Origin of the sequence: Micromonospora sp. CCTCC AA 2012012 (genome assembly GCF_040499845.1) — a bacterium.
Lineage (GTDB): Bacteria > Actinomycetota > Actinomycetes > Mycobacteriales > Micromonosporaceae > Micromonospora > Micromonospora mangrovi.
This window is the reverse complement of the sequence record NZ_CP159342.1, coordinates 1,115,792-1,133,258: the sequence shown is the minus strand read 5'-3', so window position 1 is coordinate 1,133,258 and position 17,467 is coordinate 1,115,792. Positions and strand designations below refer to the sequence as shown.

Genomic DNA, 17,467 nt, shown 5'->3' with positions numbered 1-17,467 from the left:
ATTCTCGCTAGACGGACCGCTCGTGACCGTGGACTCATGCGGGCGAGAGCATCTCCTGAAGGATGCGCTTCAGCTCGGTGCGGTCCTGGGGGTTGACCCTCGCCAACCTGCGGTCGTACTCCGCTGCGAGGGCTGCAAGTGCACGATCCCGGGCCGCCGTGCCCTCAGCGGTCAGTACGAGCCGGTGACGCCGCAGGTCCGCCTCGTCGATCTCGCGGCGGATGAAGCCCTTGGCGACGAGGTTTCGGACGTAGACCGTCACGCTCGCCTTGGGCAGCAGCAGTGCCGTCGCGATCTCGGCCGGGTACGGCGATGTCTCCGCCTCGGCCAGGACGAAGAACTCCTTCGTCTCCAACCCGAGCTCGGCCAGCTCCTTTGTGCAGGCATCCATCACGACTGCCAGCAGCCGCTGGTTCAGCGTCCACAGCTGCGCCCCGTCGACCGACATGCGGCCCCTCCATCCAGGTGGTACAGTTTCGTATTAGTTTCATATCGTACAAGTTGTAGCCTTGTACTGGACTTTCCTGGAACAACAATCTCACGGAGGAAGCCGAGCATGATTCAGCACCTCACGATCCCGCGCGGTCCCATCAACCTCGCCGCAAACCTCCACCTGCCCGACAACGCCGACAGCAGCGCACCGCTGCGCGCCGTGGTGCTCTCCACCCCGGGCAGCAGCGTGAAGGAGCAGATCGGCGCCAACTACGCCTCCCGTCTCGCCGCCCGCGGCATCGCCGCGCTCGTCCTCGACCCCGCCCATCAGGGCCAGAGCGAGGGCGAGCCCCGCGACCTCGAAGACCCCTACCGCCGAGGTGAGGACATCTCCCACGCCATCGACATGCTCACCACGACCCCCGGCATCGACCCGCAGCGCATCGGCGTCCTCGGCATCTGCGCCGGTGGGGGCTACGCCGTGCACACCGCCCGCACGGATCACCGCATCAAGGCGGTCGGCACGGTCGTCCCCGTCAACATCGGCGCCGCGTTCCGCAGCTTCTCCCCCGACGGTCCGGCCACCGCACTCGACGCCCTCGCGGAGGCACGGACCGAAGAGGCCCGCTCCGGCGAGATGACCCGCGTGAACTGGCTGCCCGACACCCTTGAGGACGCCGCGGCAGCGGGCCTGACCGACATCGACACCACTCAGGCCGTCACCTACTACCGCACCGAGCGCGGCGGTAACGCACACTCCACGAACCGGCGCCTCCTGCGCAGCGACTCCCTCCTGCTGGGCTATGACGCCTTCCACTTGGCCGATCAGCTCATGACCCAGCCACTGCAGGTCATCGTCGCCGGACGCATCGGCAACACCGGCTCCTACGACACCGGCATGCAGCTGTGGAAACTGGCCCCCAACCCGGTCGACCTCATGATGATCGACGGCGCCGGCCACTACGAGATGTACGACGAGCCCGCACACGTCGACGCCGCCATCGAAAGACTCACCACCTTCTACGTCAACAACCTGTAAGGCATCCAACCCGGCGAACCTGTGCCGTCACAGCACTGGCGGAAGGACCGATATCCGCTCTTGGAGATGGGCTGGAACAGCAGCGCGAAAAGGTCTTCGACCACGGTCGGGGTGGCCGACCGCTGTTCGGTGGTCATCGGCGGGGTTCCCAGCGAAAGAGTCGGGTGGCGAGGGCGAGGGCGAGGGCGACGGCGACGGCGACGGCGACCCAGCCGAGCGTCGGCGCGAGCAGGAGCAGGGAGCCGGTCACGGCGACCCGCCGTTCCAGGCGTTCATGGTCAGTTCGGTCGCGGCACCGCCGGGCAGCAGCCGCTTGAACCAGGTGAGATCCTCGGTGCCGGCGATGCCCACCCAGGTGGCCACGGCGATCACGCCGAGCGTCACGGGCAGGGTGGTGACCTGGGCGTGCTCGGGTGAGTTCGTCAGTCCGGCGGTGGCCAGGGCCAGACCGATCATCATGGCCAGCGTCGTGAGGGTCGCCACCACGAGCAGGGCAACCTCGGCCGGCTTGCCGGCGACGACGGCCAAGGCGGTCAGGATCGCCGTCACCTGCACCACGGCGAGGACGACGACAGGCAGCAGCAGGCCGGCGAGGATAACCGGGTCCCCTTCGGCAGTGGAGCGCAACCGCTTGAGGAAGAGGTTCTGCCGTCGGGAGGCCAGGGTGGTGACGGCGGTGGCGTACAGCCCGAACGCGGCGACGGTGAACATCATGACCGCTGCGATGTAGCCGAGGCTGCCGATGGCGGCGAAGGTCTCGTGCTGACCGACGAAGAACGCGCACACCGCGAGCGGCATGATGAGGCTGGTGACCAGCACCAGCCGGTTACGGATGATCTGGATCAGCTCGCTTGCGGCGATGGACAACACGATGTGCTCCTGTCGGGGTGGCGGGTCAGGTGCTGATGGCGCGGAAGATGTCGTCGAGGCGGGTCGGGCCGGCCTCCAGCCCCTGCAGCTCGACGGCGTGGTCCTGGGCCCACCGGAGCAGGAGGTACAGGTCCTTCTGCAGTCCTAAGGTCTCGACCACCACCTTTCCGTCGGCGTTGACCGCAGCCTGCAGCGGCAGCGCCGGCGCTCCGGCCGGGAGGGAGAAGCGGATGACAGCCGGCAGGGTGCGGGTCAGTTCGGCCACGGTGCCCTCGCGGTGCAGGGTGCCCGGGTGCATCAGTCCGATGCGGTCCGCGCGCTGCTGTGCCCGCGATGGCCTACGCACAGCACGGCGACACGGACCAACAAGCAAGCAAGGCCGCCTACTGCGCCACCCGGCTCGACCGCAACCGCGCCGACCTGGACACCGGCACCGACCCCGCCATCGTGAGCCGGTGGATCGCCGAAGTCCAAGCAGGACAGGTCGCCGCCGAAGCCACCCTGCGACGATGGCCCCCCGGTCTGGTTCCTGCGTCTGCGGCTGGACCGTCGGTGTACGACGTACCGCTGCTGCTCGGCGACGAGCCAGACCCGTTATGGGACGCCGCCACCGGAGCGTGACGTAGCGGTGGCTCATCGTCGGACGGCGGGTCGGCCGATCGGATGTTGCCCCAGGCAACCGGCGTCGATGTCAGCACTGCTGGTGGAGGGCTTCTGTGAAAAGGCTGTGAGAGCGTCGGTCGTATTGCGCTCAGTACGGGGCAGCGCGACACCAAAGCTGGGAGACCTCACACCCATGACAACCCCCTACGACCCTGCCCAGAACCAGCCCGGCCAGCAGCCGATGCCGCCGACCGCCCAGTTCCCGCAGGTCCCCGCCGGCCAGTTCCCGCCGCCGCCCGGCCAGTACCCACCGCCGCCTCCCGGCCAGTACCCACCGCCGCCTCCCGGACAGTTCCCGCCGCCTCCCGCCGCCAAGAAGCGTCCCTCATGGCTGCTTCCGACCCTCATCGGCTTCGGCGTGTTCGTGGTGCTGTGCTGCGGCGGCTCGATGGTGATCGGCCTGGCCAGCGACGACAAAAAGACCGACGGCGTCTCCGCCGGCAAGGAGATCCCCGCCGTGAGCCCCGACACCTCGGCCCCGCGTGTGGCGGCCCCGGCCCCGACGACGAGCTCCGCAGCGCCCGCGCCGGCGACGACCACCGCCGCGCCGGCGCCGGCAAAGCCGAAGACCTTCGGCATCGGCGACAAGGTGCGCGGCGGCGACTTCGAGTTCACCGTCAACAGTGTGAAGTGCGGGATCTCCCAGGTTGGCAGCAGTTACTTCAACCACAAGGCGCAGGGCACCTTCTGCCGGCTCAGCGTGACCGCCAAGAACGTCACCAAGAGCGCGAAGCTGTTCCACGCCGACGGCACCATCACCGCACAGGACGCCTCCGGCCGGGAGTACGACGTCGACGGAGAGGCCGCCATCTACGGCAACGATGACGCCAAGGGCTTCCTCGACGAGATCAACCCGGGCAACTCGGTGAAGGCGAACGTCTACTTCGACGTGCCCAAGGGCACCAAGCTGAAGACCATCACCTTCGACGCCGGCCTGTTCACCTTCGCCGAGGACGCCGTCGTCACCCTCTGACCGGCCGCCCGGCACAGAAGCGTGACCTGGCAAAGACAGCCGACAGCCCCGGAGATCCTCCGGGGCTGTCGCTGATAGCCAGAGCCAAGGGCGACCCGAGCAGTCGGCGTCGCCGAGTACCTTCCCCTCGTGGCGCCCTCACTGAGGGCTGCAGTAAGGAACTTTCCCATGATCCACCAGAACCTCCGACGAGCCCTCAGCATCACGGCTACGGCCGTCGCCCTGCTCGTAGGCGCGGGCTGCGGCGGCGGGCAGCAGCACCAAGCGGTCGCGGCCACCAGCTCGCCTTCGATCGCCGCCACCTCGGCCAGCCCCACGCCGTCCCTGACGCCGTCGCCCACCCCTTCCGTCAGCCTGAGCCCGACACCGCCGCCGAAGCCGGTACCGGCGTGGACCCCGTGCAACACATCTCTGGAGAGCTACGAGGGCGGCTGCGACAACGACTTCCTCGGCGGAGACACGTGCGACGCTGCGTACTACTCGAAGCAGATGAACGGCGTAGTGCTCTACCAGTTCATCGAGAGCAAGGACTACGTCAACGAGAAGCGCCTGCGCGACTGCCCGCAATTTCTGGCTGATTGGAGGAAGGCGAAGACCGGCTTCCTCGACGGCGCCTACGAGGTGGGCAGCGAAATCAAGCCCGGCACCTACCAGACGATCGCGCACCTCGGCGGCGGCCATGTGGAGGACTGCTACTGGGAGCGGACTGGCACCAACGGCCACATCATCGCCAACAACTTCATCACCGCGACGAAGAAGGCGACCGTCACGATCCGTTCATCCGACGAGATGTTCACGAGCCGCGGCTGCGGGGCCTGGATCCGGGTGTGAGGTAGCCTGCGTCCGGGCTGGCGCAGCTCGCAGCGCTGCTGCCCAACCGCTGACCGTTCGGTCGGTCGAGCCGACTGGTCACCACCGACAGCGCAGGAAACATCGCTGGTGCCGCACAATTACGCCCACCATATGGGAATGCGCCGCACTGCTCGAACATATGTTCGATAGCCTCCGTGCATGGAGTGGCGAACGCGCTGGCACGCCACGATTCGCTGGGACCGGGCCGACAACTCGCCCGCCAATGTGACCGTGGTCGAACGCGTCGTGGACGACCCCCGTCCATCTGCGGCGCCTGCTCGCGTTGGCCCGCGCCGACCCACACGTGATCGCCTTCTCCCCTACCGCCAGGTCCGCGAGCTGGTCGGCGACGAGACGACCAACTGCCTCGCCGGGCACGCCTACGCAGGCGGATCCGCCACGCGGCCGGTGCGCGACTGGTGGCACTGCTCCTGCGGCGGGCACCTGGTGCTGCGCTGCCGCCGCTGCCCCCACATGCAGTTCGGCCCGATCATCAGCGCCGACTGATGCCACCGTTCCTCCACGTGAACGCGGCGGCTCGACCCGGTGTCCTGCGGGCGCTGCCGCCGACGCACCTATACGCAACAGCGGGACCGTAATCGTCTCGCCCGACCGTCGCAAGATCGCCCAAACTGCGGGGCTCGTCCAGGCCCGTGTTCCCACGGCGGCACCAACTCAGGAAACGACGAAGGCCGCCGACCTGAGTAATATCCGGTCAGCGGCCCAAAGCCTGCTTTGTTCGATTGGTGTCCGAGGATCGACACAAACCGATACCCAACGCGGATTACGCGTTGTCGGCGCGATCCCGATCGGCTGATACTCACCCTACTCGCACCGAAAGAGCTCGGCCGACCTCCACCCGAATCCACACACATCCGGATGTCGGCTCCGCCTGAAAAGGTTGAGCCAGCGTTGACACCGGACGGAGGCGGAGTGAGAGGGGACGTTGGCCGTCAGTGGTCCTCCGGAATCAGCGACACTGCCTGCCCCGCCGGTGCCGTGACCATCATCTGGCGATCGGCCCGGTTCCACGGGATCGAGGGGCCAGCCCACCCGTATCGAGCAGCGTGTTCGACGCCACTGACCAGCATCCGACCAAAGCGATCGAGGGTATCCGCGAGTCTTGGCCTGCGGATACCCTCGCTCGTCGTGACAGTCCAACTTGAGCCGACGACCCCTTGACCCCCAGTTTTACAACGATTATGTCACGGTATGCCAGAACTGCTCGATACATACGCAGATGCGGACGGAGCGGCATCAGGCATCACGTCTCAGTGCCAGCTCATGTCAGCGGCTCCTCGGGCGAACGCCGTCTTCGTTACCGGGTCCGTTACGGGGGACGGTCAAGTGGTTGCCATGTCGTTCCATCCCAAATCGCCACAACTGGATGCACCCCCGCCCGGAATGATCATGCGGGCTGGGCAAGGACGCCGGCAGCGCCTTCCGACCCGCTTCACCCCCTTCGTCGCCCTACGTGCCGACATGACCAGGCGCCTTGCCACAAGTACTGGAACCCGCCCAGCGGGATGGGGTCGATCTTCCGGCCATCCAGTTTCTGGTCGACGCCCGAGGTGCGGTAAACGCGTCGTTCCGATTGCCTGGCTGCGGGAGCAGCGGGCACAGACGTTTGCCGAGCTCGTCGTGCTGAGCGAGCCGATCGGCATTCCGTCACGGCTTCTTTGCTGCAGTCGTCCGCACCAGTGCGCGCACTTGCCGCAAGAGCATTGACAGGTGAGCCAAATCTTCGCCCTCTTCGCGTGGATCGTGTGCGTAGTTGCGGACCCGCGCGATCGTCGCCGAGTTTGCCTGCTCCCACCGCTTCACTTTCTCAGCGGTGACATTTCTGGCGTTTGACGGCGTTTCGGATAGGAGCTTGTCGGTCAATGCGGTGAGGGCGTCGTAGAGACCGTATCGCAACGCGGCGCGAGAGAGGCTGTCCCACGGGTCGCTCCGGGACAAGGCGGCCACCCGGGCCAGCAGGTTGTCCAGGTGAATCCGGTCGGCGACCAGGAAGTAGGCCTCTGCCACCTCTGCGGGGTCCGTTTGGAGGCCAACGGCGAGTCCGACAATGTCGACAACGCTGTACGCGTCGTTGAGCGTCGCGAGACGCTGCGCCAGCGAAGGCGGCACGTCTAGAGTTGTGAGGTGCTCGACATCCTTCCGCCGGCGGGCTCTCCTCGCTTCGCTGGAGACGTGGTCGAGTGAAGCGAGGAGATTGTGGACCGGAACTTTGAGGGTGTTCAGTTCGGCGGACACGTCGATCGGTGAGTGGCGGTTGACAAGCAGCCAGCGTGCCACCCGTTGCAGCAGGCGGCTGGTCCGGGCATGTACCACCCGTTGGAGATCGTGGACGACGGTTTCCTCGGCGTCGTCGGTCTCCTGCCAGAGGCTAGGCAGGTCGTAGACGTCTCGCGCAACGATGTACGCGCGGGCGATGTCCTCACATCCACTGCCCGTTTCCAACTTCATACGGTGGACGAACGATAGACCCGCCCGGTCTGTAACCTCCCGTGACAACTCGGCGGCAACGATGTGGTGGCGGAGTGGATGGCCAACAATATGTTGGCTGGTCAGCTTACGTGCCGATGGTGGGAAATATCCGATTAGCGCTTCTCTCGCCCATGCCTCTTGTGTAATCGTCCCGGAGGCGAGGTCGGCCTTCAGCGCGTTCAGGACAGCGGCGCGGAGCATTGCCAGCTCCGGCACAGTGAGTCCGTCCCCGACCAACGCCCGCCTGTCGAGGTCGCGGCTGCTCCCCAGCGAGAGCACGGCGGAGTTGAGCATCCCGGAAGCCTCCAGGTCCGAGATGACGCCGCGATGGGCGGAAAGCAAGGAAGTGCTTTCGGCTGCCTCGTCGCTGATCGCTCGTGCCTGGTCGTAGCTGTCCCGCAGCACCAGCTCGGCGACCTCGTCGGTCATCTGCGCCAGCAACTCGTCCCGCTCCGGCACGGTCAGCGCCCCGTCGGCGACCGCCGTGTTCAGCAGGATCTTGATGTTCACCTCCTGGTCGGAGCAGTCCACCCCGGCCGCGTTGTCGATGAAGTCGGTGTAGACGCGGCCGCCGGTCAACGCGTACTCGATCCGGCCGAGCTGCGTGCAGCCCAGGTTGCCGCCCTCGCCGACCACCCGGCAGCGCAGGCTCTTGCCGTCCACCCGGATCGCGTCGTTGGACTTGTCCCCCACCTCGGCGTTGGTCTGCGCCGACGCCTTCACGTAGGTGCCGATGCCGCCGTTCCAGAACAGGTCCACCGGTGCGGTCAGGATCGCCTTCATCAGCTCCTGCGGGCTGAGCTGGGTGACGTCGTCGTCGAGGCCGAGCACCGCGCGTACCTGCGGCGAGACCGGCACCGACTTGGCGGTACGCGGGTGGATCCCGCCACCTTCGCTGATCAGCTCGGCGTTGTAGTCCTCCCAGGACGAGCGGGGCAGGTCGAAGAGGCGCTTGCGCTCCTCCCAGGACCTCGCCGAGTCCGGATCCGGGTCGAGGAAGATGTGCCGGTGGTCGAAGGCGGCCACCAGCCGGATGTGCCGCGACAGCAGCATCCCGTTGCCGAACACGTCACCGGACATGTCCCCGACGCCGACCACGGTGAAGTCCTGGCTCTGGGTGTCGTGCCCCAGCTCCCGGAAGTGCCGCTTCACCGACTCCCAGGCGCCCCGGGCGGTGATGCCCATCTTCTTGTGGTCGTAGCCGGCCGAGCCGCCGGAGGCGAACGCGTCGCCCAGCCAGAAACCGTGCGCGGCGGAGATCTCGTTGGCGATGTCGGAGAACGTCGCGGTGCCTTTGTCCGCCGCCACCACCAGGTACGGGTCGTCCGCGTCGTGCCGGACCACGTCCTCCGGCGGCACGATCTTGCCGCTGGAGATGTTGTCGGTGACGTCGAGCAGCGCGCCGACGAACTCCTTGTAGCAGATCACCGCCTCGTCCCGGTCGCCCGGCTTCTGCTTGAGCACGAAGCCACCCTTGGCGCCCACCGGCACGATCACGGCGTTCTTCACCATCTGCGCCTTGACCAGGCCGAGCACCTCGGTGCGGAAGTCCTCGCGTCGGTCGGACCAGCGGATACCGCCGCTGGCCACGGGCCCGAAGCGTAGGTGTACGCCCTCGAAGCAGGGTGAGTACACAAAGATCTCGAACTTGGGTCGCGGCGCCGGCAGCTCCGGGATCGCCTGCGGGTCCAGCTTGAACGCCACGTACGACTTGAGTCGCCCGCCGACCGGCTTCTGGTAGAAGCTGGTCCGCAGGGTGGCCTGGATCAACGTCAGGTAGGAGCGCAGGATCCGATTCTGGTCGGTGCTGGCCACGTGGCGTAGCTCCGAGTCGATGACTTCCACCAAGCCCGCCATCCGCCGTCGCCGCTGCTGAGCGCTCTGTGAGCCGGGGGCCAGCCGGGTCTCGAAGAGCTCGACCAGCAGCTTGGCGATCTGCGGGTAGGCGATGAACGTCGACTCCATGTAGTCCTGGGAGAAGACCGTGCCGGCCTGGCGCAGGTACTTCGCGTACGCCCGCAGCACCACCACCTGCCGCCAGGTGAGCCCGGCCCGCAGCACCAGCTCGTTGAAGCCGTCCACCTCGGCCTCGCCCCGCCAGGCGGCGGCGAAGGCGTTCTCCACGTGCGGGCGGACCTCGGCCAGCTCCTGGTGCCCCTCGGGCAGGCGCAGGCCGAAGTCGTACAGGAAGACCCGGCCGTCGACCCGGTCCACCTCGTACGGGTGCTCGTCGACCACCCGGACCCCGAGGGAGTGCAGCACCGGCAGCACTGCCGAGAGCATCATCGGCTCGCCGTACCGGTAGACCTTGAACCGGACGTCCATCGGCTCTTCGGATTCCGCCTCTTCCAGGTGTTGGCCTAGCCGGGGGGCGCGGTGGGCGACCAGCTTGCGGAACAGATGCGTCTCGAGCTGGCCGGGCTCCTCCAGCAGCTCCAGCTTGGCCAGGTCCTTCATCGCCTCGTACGGCGTGTGCCCGTCCTTGTAACCCTCCGGGAACGCGTCGGCGTATCGGGCGAACAGGTACTTGGCCTGCTCGTCGCCGAGCTTGCGCGCCAGCACCAGCTGGTAGTCGTCGGCCCAGAGCCGGGTGGCGTCGGCCAGCTCCTCGGCGAGCAGGTCGGCGTCGATCTCCCCTGGCGGGTCGGTCGGGTCGGTCCGGACGATGAAGTGCACCCGGGCCAGCATCGACTCGGTGACCCGGGTGGTGTAGTCCACCCCCACGCCGTTCAGCTCGCGCAGCAGGGTGTCCTGCATGCGCAGCCGGTTCTGGATGGTGAACCGGTCCCGGGGCAGGTAGATCAGGCAGGAGATGAACCGCCGGTACGCGTCGCGGCGCAGGAAGACGCGCAGCTGCCGCCGACCGGCCATCCGCAGCACGCCGATCACCGCGTGGTAGAGGTCGTCGGTCTTGATCTGGAACAGCTCGTCGCGCGGGTAGGTCTCCAGGATCTGCAGCAGTTCCTTGCCGGAGTGGCTGCGCGTGCTCAGGCCCGAGCGGTCCAGCACCTCGGCGACCTTGCGTCGGGCGACCGGCAGCTCCCGCACGCTGGTCCGGTACGCGGCGGTGGAGAAGAGGCCCAGGAAGCGCCGCTCCCCGACCACCTCGCCGGCCTTGTTGAAGATCTTGAAGCCGATGTAGTCGGGGTAGGCCGAGCGGTGCACGGTGGCCCGCGAGTTGGCCTTCGTGATGATCAGGAGGCGCTTCTCCAGCACCTTCTCCTGCGCCTCGGGCGTCATCGACGACAGCGCCCGGGCCTCCGGCGAGTCGGACCGCAGGACCCCCAGGCCGGTGCCGGAGATCGCCTGCAATCCTCTGCTACCCGCCATGCTGCTCTGGCCACCGAAGTCTGCTTGTCGGGGAGCGCGAGCCCGGCGGCGGTCGGGCTGGGTCGGCACATCGACCAGCCGGTACTCCCGGTAGCCGAGGAACGTGAAGTGGTCGTACGCGAGCCAGCGCAACAGCTCCACCGAGTCGGTGATGTCCTTCTCCGGCACCGGCGGGCGGTTGTCCGAGGTCCGGGCGGCGGCCAGCTCGTCGGCGAGCGCGAGGGCCCGCTGCCGCATCTTCGGCCAGTCCTCCACTGCCTCGCGGACGTCGGTGAGCACCCGCTGGAGCTCCCTGCGGAGCTTCTCCCGCTCGGCCGGGTCCCGGACCGGGTCGATCTCGACCCGCATCCAGCTCTCGACCAGGTCGCCGGCGATCGCGTCGTCCGGCTCCATGTCGGCGGAGACCTCGGTGAGCCGGCCCAGTGGCTCCCGGCGGACCACCACCAGCGGGTGGACCAGCAGGTGCACGTCGAGGTGGTGGGTGTTGAGCAGGGCCGTCACCGAGTCGACCAGGAACGGCATGTCGTCGGTGACGATCTCGACCACCGTGTGGTGCTGGTCGGCGTCGGGCTCGTGGATGCGCAGCTTCAGCTCGCCCGGCACCCGCTGCTGGGCCAGGTCTCGGTGGGCCCGGGCCGCCGCCAGCATCTCCTCGGCGGTGAAGTCGATCAGCTCCTCGTCCCGTGCGAACCGCCAGAAGCGACCCACCAGCGTCGCCTCGTCGTGGTCCTCACCGGCCAACGCAACCGCCTGGGCGACCAGGCGCTCCGCGTTGGGTACCGGGTCGTCCGGCTCGGCGTCTCCTATGCCGTAGCCGAGCGCTTCGGGGTACACGTCGAGATCATAGATTGCATCGACGCTGGTAGCCACGGTGTGGCCGTTGGCCGGCTCGGGCGCGGAAACCTCGCTGTCGTCGACCGGCTCCGAGGCTGCATGGGTCTGGCTGCGCCGAAGATTGGACGGGTCACGCACTGGCAAATCCGGCTTCCATGCGTGCGGCCAGGTTGAGGAGGGCCTCTGATTCCTCCGGTAAGCCCAGGGCACGGTGCCGGTGACCGGCGGTCCGAAGTAGGACCGACAGTTCGGGAGCCGTGACCGCTGTGTCGTCGGTTGCGGCCCGGAAGGCGCCCAGGGCATCCGTGACGGCCGACATGGCATCCCGATGCCGGTTCAAGGCCGCTAGGTAGACGCTCCGGTTCGCCAGCATCATCGGCAGATCGAGGGCAGAGCCGCCCCTTCGGGCGCGGTGGCGCTCGTGGCACAGCTCAATGGCGTCGTCGACGACTGCCAGCGCCTCTGCGTACCGGTCACGCGCGGCCAGGCAGTTCGCAAGGTTCCCCAGGGATTGCGCGAGACGCACTGTGTCCGTTACGGCGTCGTCCCGCCGGAGGATACGACGGATGCGTACGGCCTCTTCCGCGCATTCCAGCGCCAGGAGGGTCTCGTTCAGGTCACTGTGCCGTAGTGCCAGGTTGTTGAGGGCGGTGGCCAGTTCCTCTCGCCAGACGGCGGGGTTCACGTCCACCAGACGGCGAAAGAGCTCAACGGACTCGGCGCTGGCCGACGCGGCTTCCTCGTACCGTTGCATGGCCGCCAGTCGTATGGCCAGCCAGTTGAGAGCGCTCGCGTGGTCCGGCAGCCATACCGCGGGACTGTCCTCGGCACTCGCGCGGGCGAGTCGCTCGGCTTCGGCGGAGATAGTCAGTGCTTCCGCCGGAAGTCCCAGTTGGGCCAGCAGGTCTCCGAGTGAGTTGAGGGCGGATATCAATTCCCCCTTCCATCGGGCGGAGGTGGCCGAGAGCTGGCAGTACAGGGACGTAGCTTCCTCGATCGTCGTCAGCGCTTCGCGGTGTAGGCCGGACGAGGCTTGTTGAATGCCCAGGTTGTGCAGGGTCGTGACGAGGTGGGGCACCCAGCTGGCGGGGTCATCTGAGCTGAGCTTCCTGTAGATGCCGACGGCTCTTCCGGCGGTATGGACAGCCTGTTCAAGGGCGCCTGTTGCGGAGAGCAGTCGAGCCTGTGTGTCCAGCGCAGCCGCCTCGGCAGCGAGAAGCCGGACCTCGGGTAGGTTGCCAGCCGCCTGCTCGGTGATGCGTAACGACCGCTCCGCTTGGGCGTACGCCTCTGTTTGCTTGCCGACGGCGGCGAGGCGAAGCGCCAGGTTATTCAGGGCGATCGCCAGGTCCACACGTGCTTGGGTCTGGTTCCTGGTACCCCTATCGTCGATGTGCCGCGCGAGCCGTGCAACGCGCTCGCGCTCGACGGTCACGGCTAGGTCGAGTAGGCCCGTGTGGAATGGCGGGAGTCGCCTGGCGGTGTTGTTGAGGGTGGCAAGATCAACAGTGTGGACGCTGGCTGCTGCGAGGTCCGACAGCTCCGACGGATGTCCGATCGATTCAGCGACCACGACGATAGCGGGAAGGAATGCCTCCGGCTCTCGCTGGAGCAAATGTTGGATGACCTCGGTCACCGGGATGACGGACGTCTCCGCGGCGGAGGCCTGGTCGCTGAATCCCGCGACCCGCGCCAGAACGGTCAAGGCGTGGATTGCCGTCTCCACGTCGGCGCCATCCAGGAGTTCCGCGCTCTCCCGACTGGCGATAGCCACAGTGGGAGCCGCAGCCATGGTACGGGCGATCAGCGCCTCACCAAGCCGGTCAGGGACGATCGCTCGCCAGTAATGCCTGTCGTCGTCGGGAGGGTACAACTCCGCAAGCAGCCGGGTGAGGTCTTCGGTAGGACACGACAACGTTCGACTGCCCATCACCCGGGAGATGGTGTCGTGTGCATCGTCGAACGTCCGTGCCGGGTGCAGTGTGGGTGCGGCTAGTAAGCGGTCGAGAAGGCGGTCATTGGGCGATAGGTGGACCCCTTCTTGCAGCAGTGCCAGCCGCCAGTAGTGCCGCTCGTGCGCCAGCACGGACTCCAGGGGCCCCGCCTGACCTGGCGTGTGCGTGCCTCGGCGTTCGTCAAGGACCTTCGCCAGCGCAGCAGCGTGCAGGTCGAGGACGCGGGGATGTACCACGTCGGGAAGCGCAGGGGCCTCTCGCTTTTCAACACTATTGAGCAACTCTCGGCGGAACTGGACGTAGGCTGCCGAGAACACCTGGCTGGCGTTGGACAGCTCGACGGTGGTGAGTGTGAACGGCTCTGGGTTCATCATGTTGTAGGCACTCGTGCCGACAGCGAAGCCGTCCCACCATCTACCGGGGGACCGTGCGAGCAACAGCACGCGTGCTGCCCCGGAGCGGGTCGCCGCCAGCGTGGTCAGGAGATCCCTCAGCCGATCTATGCCCGTCTCGGCGTAGTCGACGGCCACGAAGACCCGAACTCCCTCATCGGTCGCGTACCGGAGATGCTGTACAAGCCTGTCGAATGTGTCCTTGCTGGAAACGACTCCTGCTGTCCAACCCCGGCGCTGCAGTGTGACAGCGAGCTCGATGCCGAAGCGCGTCTTGCCGGTACCTCCGGGGGCGTACAGCAGCCGCACGGGCGGGGATTCCGCGACTTCGTCGACGCACCAGTGCAGCATCTCTTCGAACTCAGGTGGGGGGATGAAATCGACTGCGTGATTGCGTGGATCGAGTAACCAGGACGGGAGCGGATCGGCAGGGCGGGCAGGCGCCTCCGGTAGCGGACCACCGAAGAGGACATTGCGGTGGTGTTGCAGCGTGTCGGCCCAGGCCGGGTCTTCGACGAAGGCGTGCGGATCGACCCGGCTACCAGCATCGGCAAGGAGGTCAAGTCCTGACATGCCATCGTCGTCAGGAGTGGCCAAACCTTCGGGTAGAAGTGGTCGGGCGTGCAGGTAGCCAGTGAGCGGTCGTTGGGGCTGGGAAACCTGGGCGGCAATCACTGCTCCCTGGCAGAAGACGGCCGCGCCGGACATCCCCTGCCAGTAGCTCCCGTCGTCCATCGACGGGTAGCTTTCCGTGGGCCGCAACCGCAGCAGACCCGTCTTCGTGCCCGCGAACTCCGCGAGCCGGATCTCTCCAGTGACCTCCACCGGCTCGCGCCGCGTCAGTGCCGCTCCCGCGACGTCACCAGCGCGAGGCCATCCGTACATCACAAAGTCGAGCCGGCTGCCGGTGCCGGGGCGAAGGGCCCGGATCGGCACAGTTGATGTGGGCAGCGCCGTCGGGTTAACCAATCGCAGCAATGCCAGATCGACTGATCGGGCTACCCAGGCGACGGATGCGGGAATCTGTGCGCCGGCCGTGTCGCGCAGGACCACATCGTATGCTGCCCTGTCCGCGGGAAAGATGTGCGCGCAGGTGAGGACGAGGCCGGCACCCAATCCGAATCCCGAGCCGTATCCCGGCCGGGCATCCTCCACCTTCGGAACGACCAGCACCTCGACGGCACGTCGAAAGTCGAACATGGCAGCGTCTAGCCCGGCAACTGCTGCTCCCCGGTAAGAACAGGGAGCCCGTCTACGCGTACCGGCGTCAAGGGCACGGTGATGCGGTGGGTCCGCGTGCCGGTGTGGCTGTGTTCACCCCCGGCCTCGATAACCCAGAACTTCAGCCCACCTCGCCCACCTGACGTCCGCTCGACGGCTATCTCGAACTCGACGCTCATCTCGCCGACCTTGAACCGCAGATTCTCTGCTCCGGCTGCCTCGATGGCTGTCGTCAGTTCCTCGCGTAGGGCCGTGATGGCGTCTGCCAAGCCGATTTTCTGCAAGGCTCCTCCAAGGGGTCGAGGGGCAGTGGGGCTAGCAAGAGCAGGTGCCTGCCCGGGGTAGAACTACTCGGGAGTTCCACCCTAAGCAGGAATGCGGGGGCGGCCCGCGTATGGGCATGTCCGGTAGCCGACAGCTCCGGCGTGCCGCCCGACGGTCGTCTCATGACCCGGGCCGAGCACCTGCACGCTCGCCTCGACGTCAGCATGTACCATTTCCCAGGAGGCCAGGTGCACGCCGCAGTGCAGGCACCGAAACAGGATCGCCGCCGGCTCACCGCTGCGATCCATCCGCCGCAGCATCGCTTCGGCCTGATCCGCCGGCCACCCGAGCCGGTGAAGATCGTCCCGGATCATCTCCAACGCATCAGGGTGGGCGCGTAGCTCCTCGTATCCGGCCGCGCCGAGAAACGCTGCGCCGTCGCCGCAGTGATACAGCCAGCTCGGCTGCTGCCAGGAGACGAACCCCGGCGTGCGTTGCGTGACCTCCTCCACGACCGCGAACGGAACGCCTGGTGGCACGTCGGTCGCGTCGGTGAACATGCACGGGAAGTCGACGCCGCCCGTCAATGCCCGCGCCGCCTCACCCGAGGCGATGCAGTACAGGCAGAGCACGTCGACCTGGCGGCCGTAGATCGGCCCGGCGTACCGCCAGCCACGCGCAATCCCGCACAGTACGCACGCCTCAACCGTGGGAACGGCCGATCCGGTCGCGACCGGATCGGGGTGGTAACGGAACCGGGGCTGTGGCACTCGACCACTCCTGTCAGACCCGGGCCATGAGGTGACCGCTGGGCGAGTAGTCGATTTTCCAATCGGCGTAGACCCCGATGACGCCGTCCGCGGTGCAGCGCAACGCCACCGACACCCACCGCACCTCACCGTCCTCGCGCAGCGCAAACCCCACCGCAACGTCGAACCGCTCACCGCCGCACAGGCAAGCGGCGTCACCGGGATCGGCGTCCTCGGCGACGTCAAGGGCATCGAGCATGACCCACCGGTCACCGCACAAGTGGCAGGTACGGTCGACGTAGCCGGCTTCGTCGTCGACCCGCACCCCGAACTCCGACCCGCCGCACCGCGCACACGCCACGTGGACGACCCGGGCCACCGGATAACCGCCCGCCCGGAACTCCCGCAGATACGCGTCGAACTCGGCCGCTGCCGTCCCCGGCCGCCGCGGCCCCGACCCGTCGATCGCCATCCGCGCACCATAGCCGCCTTAGTTCAACCTGTCGGTGGCCGGTGCGAGAATGCCGCGCAACCGATCTTGGAGGCTTCGTGGGGACCTGGGACAGCGGACCGTTCGACAACGACACCGCTGCTGACTGGTGTGGTGACCTCGACGACGCCGACGTGGCCAAGCGCCCGGTGCTGGTCCGCGAGGCACTGAACCGAGCCGCTGGCGAGGACGGCTACCTGAACGCCGACATCGCCTGCGAGGCGATCGCCGCAGCCGCGATCGTGGCCGCGCAGCAGCCCGGCGGGCAGCCGATCACCTCCCCGTACGCGCCGGACTTCCTGCTGAACGGCGGCCGGCTCGATCTGCCCGACGACCTGGCGGTACTCGCAGTGAGGGCCCTCGACCGGATCATGGCCGCGGATTCCGAATGGCGCGACCTGTGGCAGGACACCAACGCCGGGGACGTCAACCCGGCCTTCGACACCGTCCGCGGCCTGAGCAGAGTCCTGACGGCGTAGTGGGCAGCTGGTGCAACGTCCCGGCGGCACGCAGCTATCGCTGCGTACCTCCGTCCGAAGCGGCCGGGGACCTTGGTGACGGGCATGGGCATGCCGTGGCGGCGCAGCGCCGACGAGTTCGCGCGCGATCCCGCGCCATAACGGCCAGGAGCAGCGGCCGTGACCAACCAACACAACGTGACCGGGTCGATGGGCAGAGTCGGCGCCGCCGACGACAACGCCGTCATGGAATCGCTCTTCGGACCCCTGCAGAACAACGTCCTCGACCGCCGAGCCTAGACGACCCGGCAGCAGTTGAGGACCGCGATCGGGACCTCGGTCGAACGGACCCACCATCGCCGTCGACGCCAACGAGCCCTGTCCCGGATGACCCATATCGGGTCCGAAACCATCCTGGCTCGACCGGCCAGTCAGGCCGCGTGACTGGAACTGTC

At 67.4% G+C, this 17,467-nt stretch carries 14 protein-coding genes and 1 pseudogene; 7 read left to right on the top strand and 8 right to left on the bottom strand.

Going from position 1 to position 17,467, the window contains the following annotated elements; all coding sequences use genetic code 11:
- Nucleotides 1-34: 34 nt before the first annotated feature.
- Complete coding sequence (locus ABUL08_RS05240; protein WP_350935029.1) at nucleotides 35-448, bottom strand: MarR family winged helix-turn-helix transcriptional regulator; 414 nt, start codon at nucleotides 446-448, stop codon at nucleotides 35-37.
- A gap of 108 nt (nucleotides 449-556) precedes the next feature.
- Between ABUL08_RS05240 and ABUL08_RS05235 the strand changes: the two genes are divergently transcribed.
- Nucleotides 557-1,471 (top strand): alpha/beta hydrolase, encoded by a 915-nt coding sequence (locus tag ABUL08_RS05235; protein ID WP_350935027.1) that lies wholly within the window; start codon nucleotides 557-559, stop codon nucleotides 1,469-1,471.
- Between the two features lie 246 nt (nucleotides 1,472-1,717).
- Here ABUL08_RS05235 and ABUL08_RS05230 read toward each other — a convergent pair whose 3' ends face one another.
- Both ABUL08_RS05230 and ABUL08_RS05225 read right to left on the bottom strand, forming a co-directional pair.
- Nucleotides 1,718-2,341: an ABC transporter permease gene (locus ABUL08_RS05230; RefSeq protein ID WP_350935025.1), complete on the bottom strand. Its 624-nt coding sequence runs from the start codon at nucleotides 2,339-2,341 to the stop codon at nucleotides 1,718-1,720.
- Nucleotides 2,342-2,366: 25 nt separating this feature from the next.
- On the bottom strand, nucleotides 2,367-2,639 hold the full coding sequence (locus ABUL08_RS05225) for a hypothetical protein (RefSeq protein ID WP_350935023.1): 273 nt from the start codon (nucleotides 2,637-2,639) through the stop codon (nucleotides 2,367-2,369).
- Nucleotides 2,640-2,674: 35 nt separating this feature from the next.
- On the opposite strand from ABUL08_RS05225, the gene ABUL08_RS05220 reads away from it, so the two are divergent.
- The 4 genes from ABUL08_RS05220 (at nucleotide 2,675) to ABUL08_RS05205 (ending at nucleotide 5,336) form a co-directional block, all read left to right on the top strand.
- Complete coding sequence (locus ABUL08_RS05220) at nucleotides 2,675-2,962, top strand: hypothetical protein (RefSeq protein ID WP_350935021.1); 288 nt, start codon at nucleotides 2,675-2,677, stop codon at nucleotides 2,960-2,962.
- A 175-nt stretch (nucleotides 2,963-3,137) separates the two neighbouring features.
- A complete protein-coding gene (locus tag ABUL08_RS05215) occupies nucleotides 3,138-3,977 on the top strand; it encodes a DUF4352 domain-containing protein (RefSeq protein WP_350935019.1) in 840 nt (279 codons plus the stop codon).
- 168 nt (nucleotides 3,978-4,145) lie between these two features.
- The gene (locus tag ABUL08_RS05210) at nucleotides 4,146-4,808 is read left to right on the top strand and encodes a hypothetical protein (protein WP_350935016.1); all 663 of its coding nucleotides are present in this window, start codon (nucleotides 4,146-4,148) and stop codon (nucleotides 4,806-4,808) included.
- Nucleotides 4,809-4,988: 180 nt separating this feature from the next.
- Nucleotides 4,989-5,336 carry a hypothetical protein gene (locus tag ABUL08_RS05205; RefSeq protein ID WP_350935015.1) on the top strand — a complete coding sequence of 116 codons (348 nt, stop codon included), beginning with the start codon at nucleotides 4,989-4,991 and terminating at the stop codon, nucleotides 5,334-5,336.
- 1,161 nt (nucleotides 5,337-6,497) lie between these two features.
- Here ABUL08_RS05205 and ABUL08_RS05200 read toward each other — a convergent pair.
- The 5 genes from ABUL08_RS05200 to ABUL08_RS05180 form a co-directional block, all read right to left on the bottom strand.
- A complete protein-coding gene (locus ABUL08_RS05200; protein WP_350938508.1) occupies nucleotides 6,498-11,519 on the bottom strand; it encodes an NAD-glutamate dehydrogenase in 5,022 nt (1,673 codons plus the stop codon).
- Nucleotides 11,520-11,613: 94 nt separating this feature from the next.
- A complete protein-coding gene (locus tag ABUL08_RS05195; protein WP_350935013.1) occupies nucleotides 11,614-15,030 on the bottom strand; it encodes a tetratricopeptide repeat protein in 3,417 nt (1,138 codons plus the stop codon).
- An 8-nt stretch (nucleotides 15,031-15,038) separates the two neighbouring features.
- Nucleotides 15,039-15,320: a trypco2 family protein gene (locus ABUL08_RS05190; RefSeq protein ID WP_350935011.1), complete on the bottom strand. Its 282-nt coding sequence runs from the start codon at nucleotides 15,318-15,320 to the stop codon at nucleotides 15,039-15,041.
- Nucleotides 15,321-15,416: 96 nt separating this feature from the next.
- A complete protein-coding gene (locus tag ABUL08_RS05185; RefSeq protein WP_350935009.1) occupies nucleotides 15,417-16,085 on the bottom strand; it encodes a CbrC family protein in 669 nt (222 codons plus the stop codon).
- Between the two features lie 13 nt (nucleotides 16,086-16,098).
- Nucleotides 16,099-16,536 (bottom strand): hypothetical protein, encoded by a 438-nt coding sequence (locus ABUL08_RS05180; protein WP_350935007.1) that lies wholly within the window; start codon nucleotides 16,534-16,536, stop codon nucleotides 16,099-16,101.
- A gap of 77 nt (nucleotides 16,537-16,613) precedes the next feature.
- Between ABUL08_RS05180 and ABUL08_RS05175 the strand changes: the two genes are divergently transcribed.
- Together ABUL08_RS05175 and ABUL08_RS05170 are read left to right on the top strand one after the other, a co-directional pair.
- Complete coding sequence (locus ABUL08_RS05175) at nucleotides 16,614-17,033, top strand: DUF4259 domain-containing protein (protein WP_350935004.1); 420 nt, start codon at nucleotides 16,614-16,616, stop codon at nucleotides 17,031-17,033.
- A gap of 171 nt (nucleotides 17,034-17,204) precedes the next feature.
- Nucleotides 17,205-17,456 (top strand): annotated as a pseudogene (locus ABUL08_RS05170) (IS3 family transposase); the annotation flags it as partial.
- Between the last annotated feature and the right edge of the window lie 11 nt (nucleotides 17,457-17,467).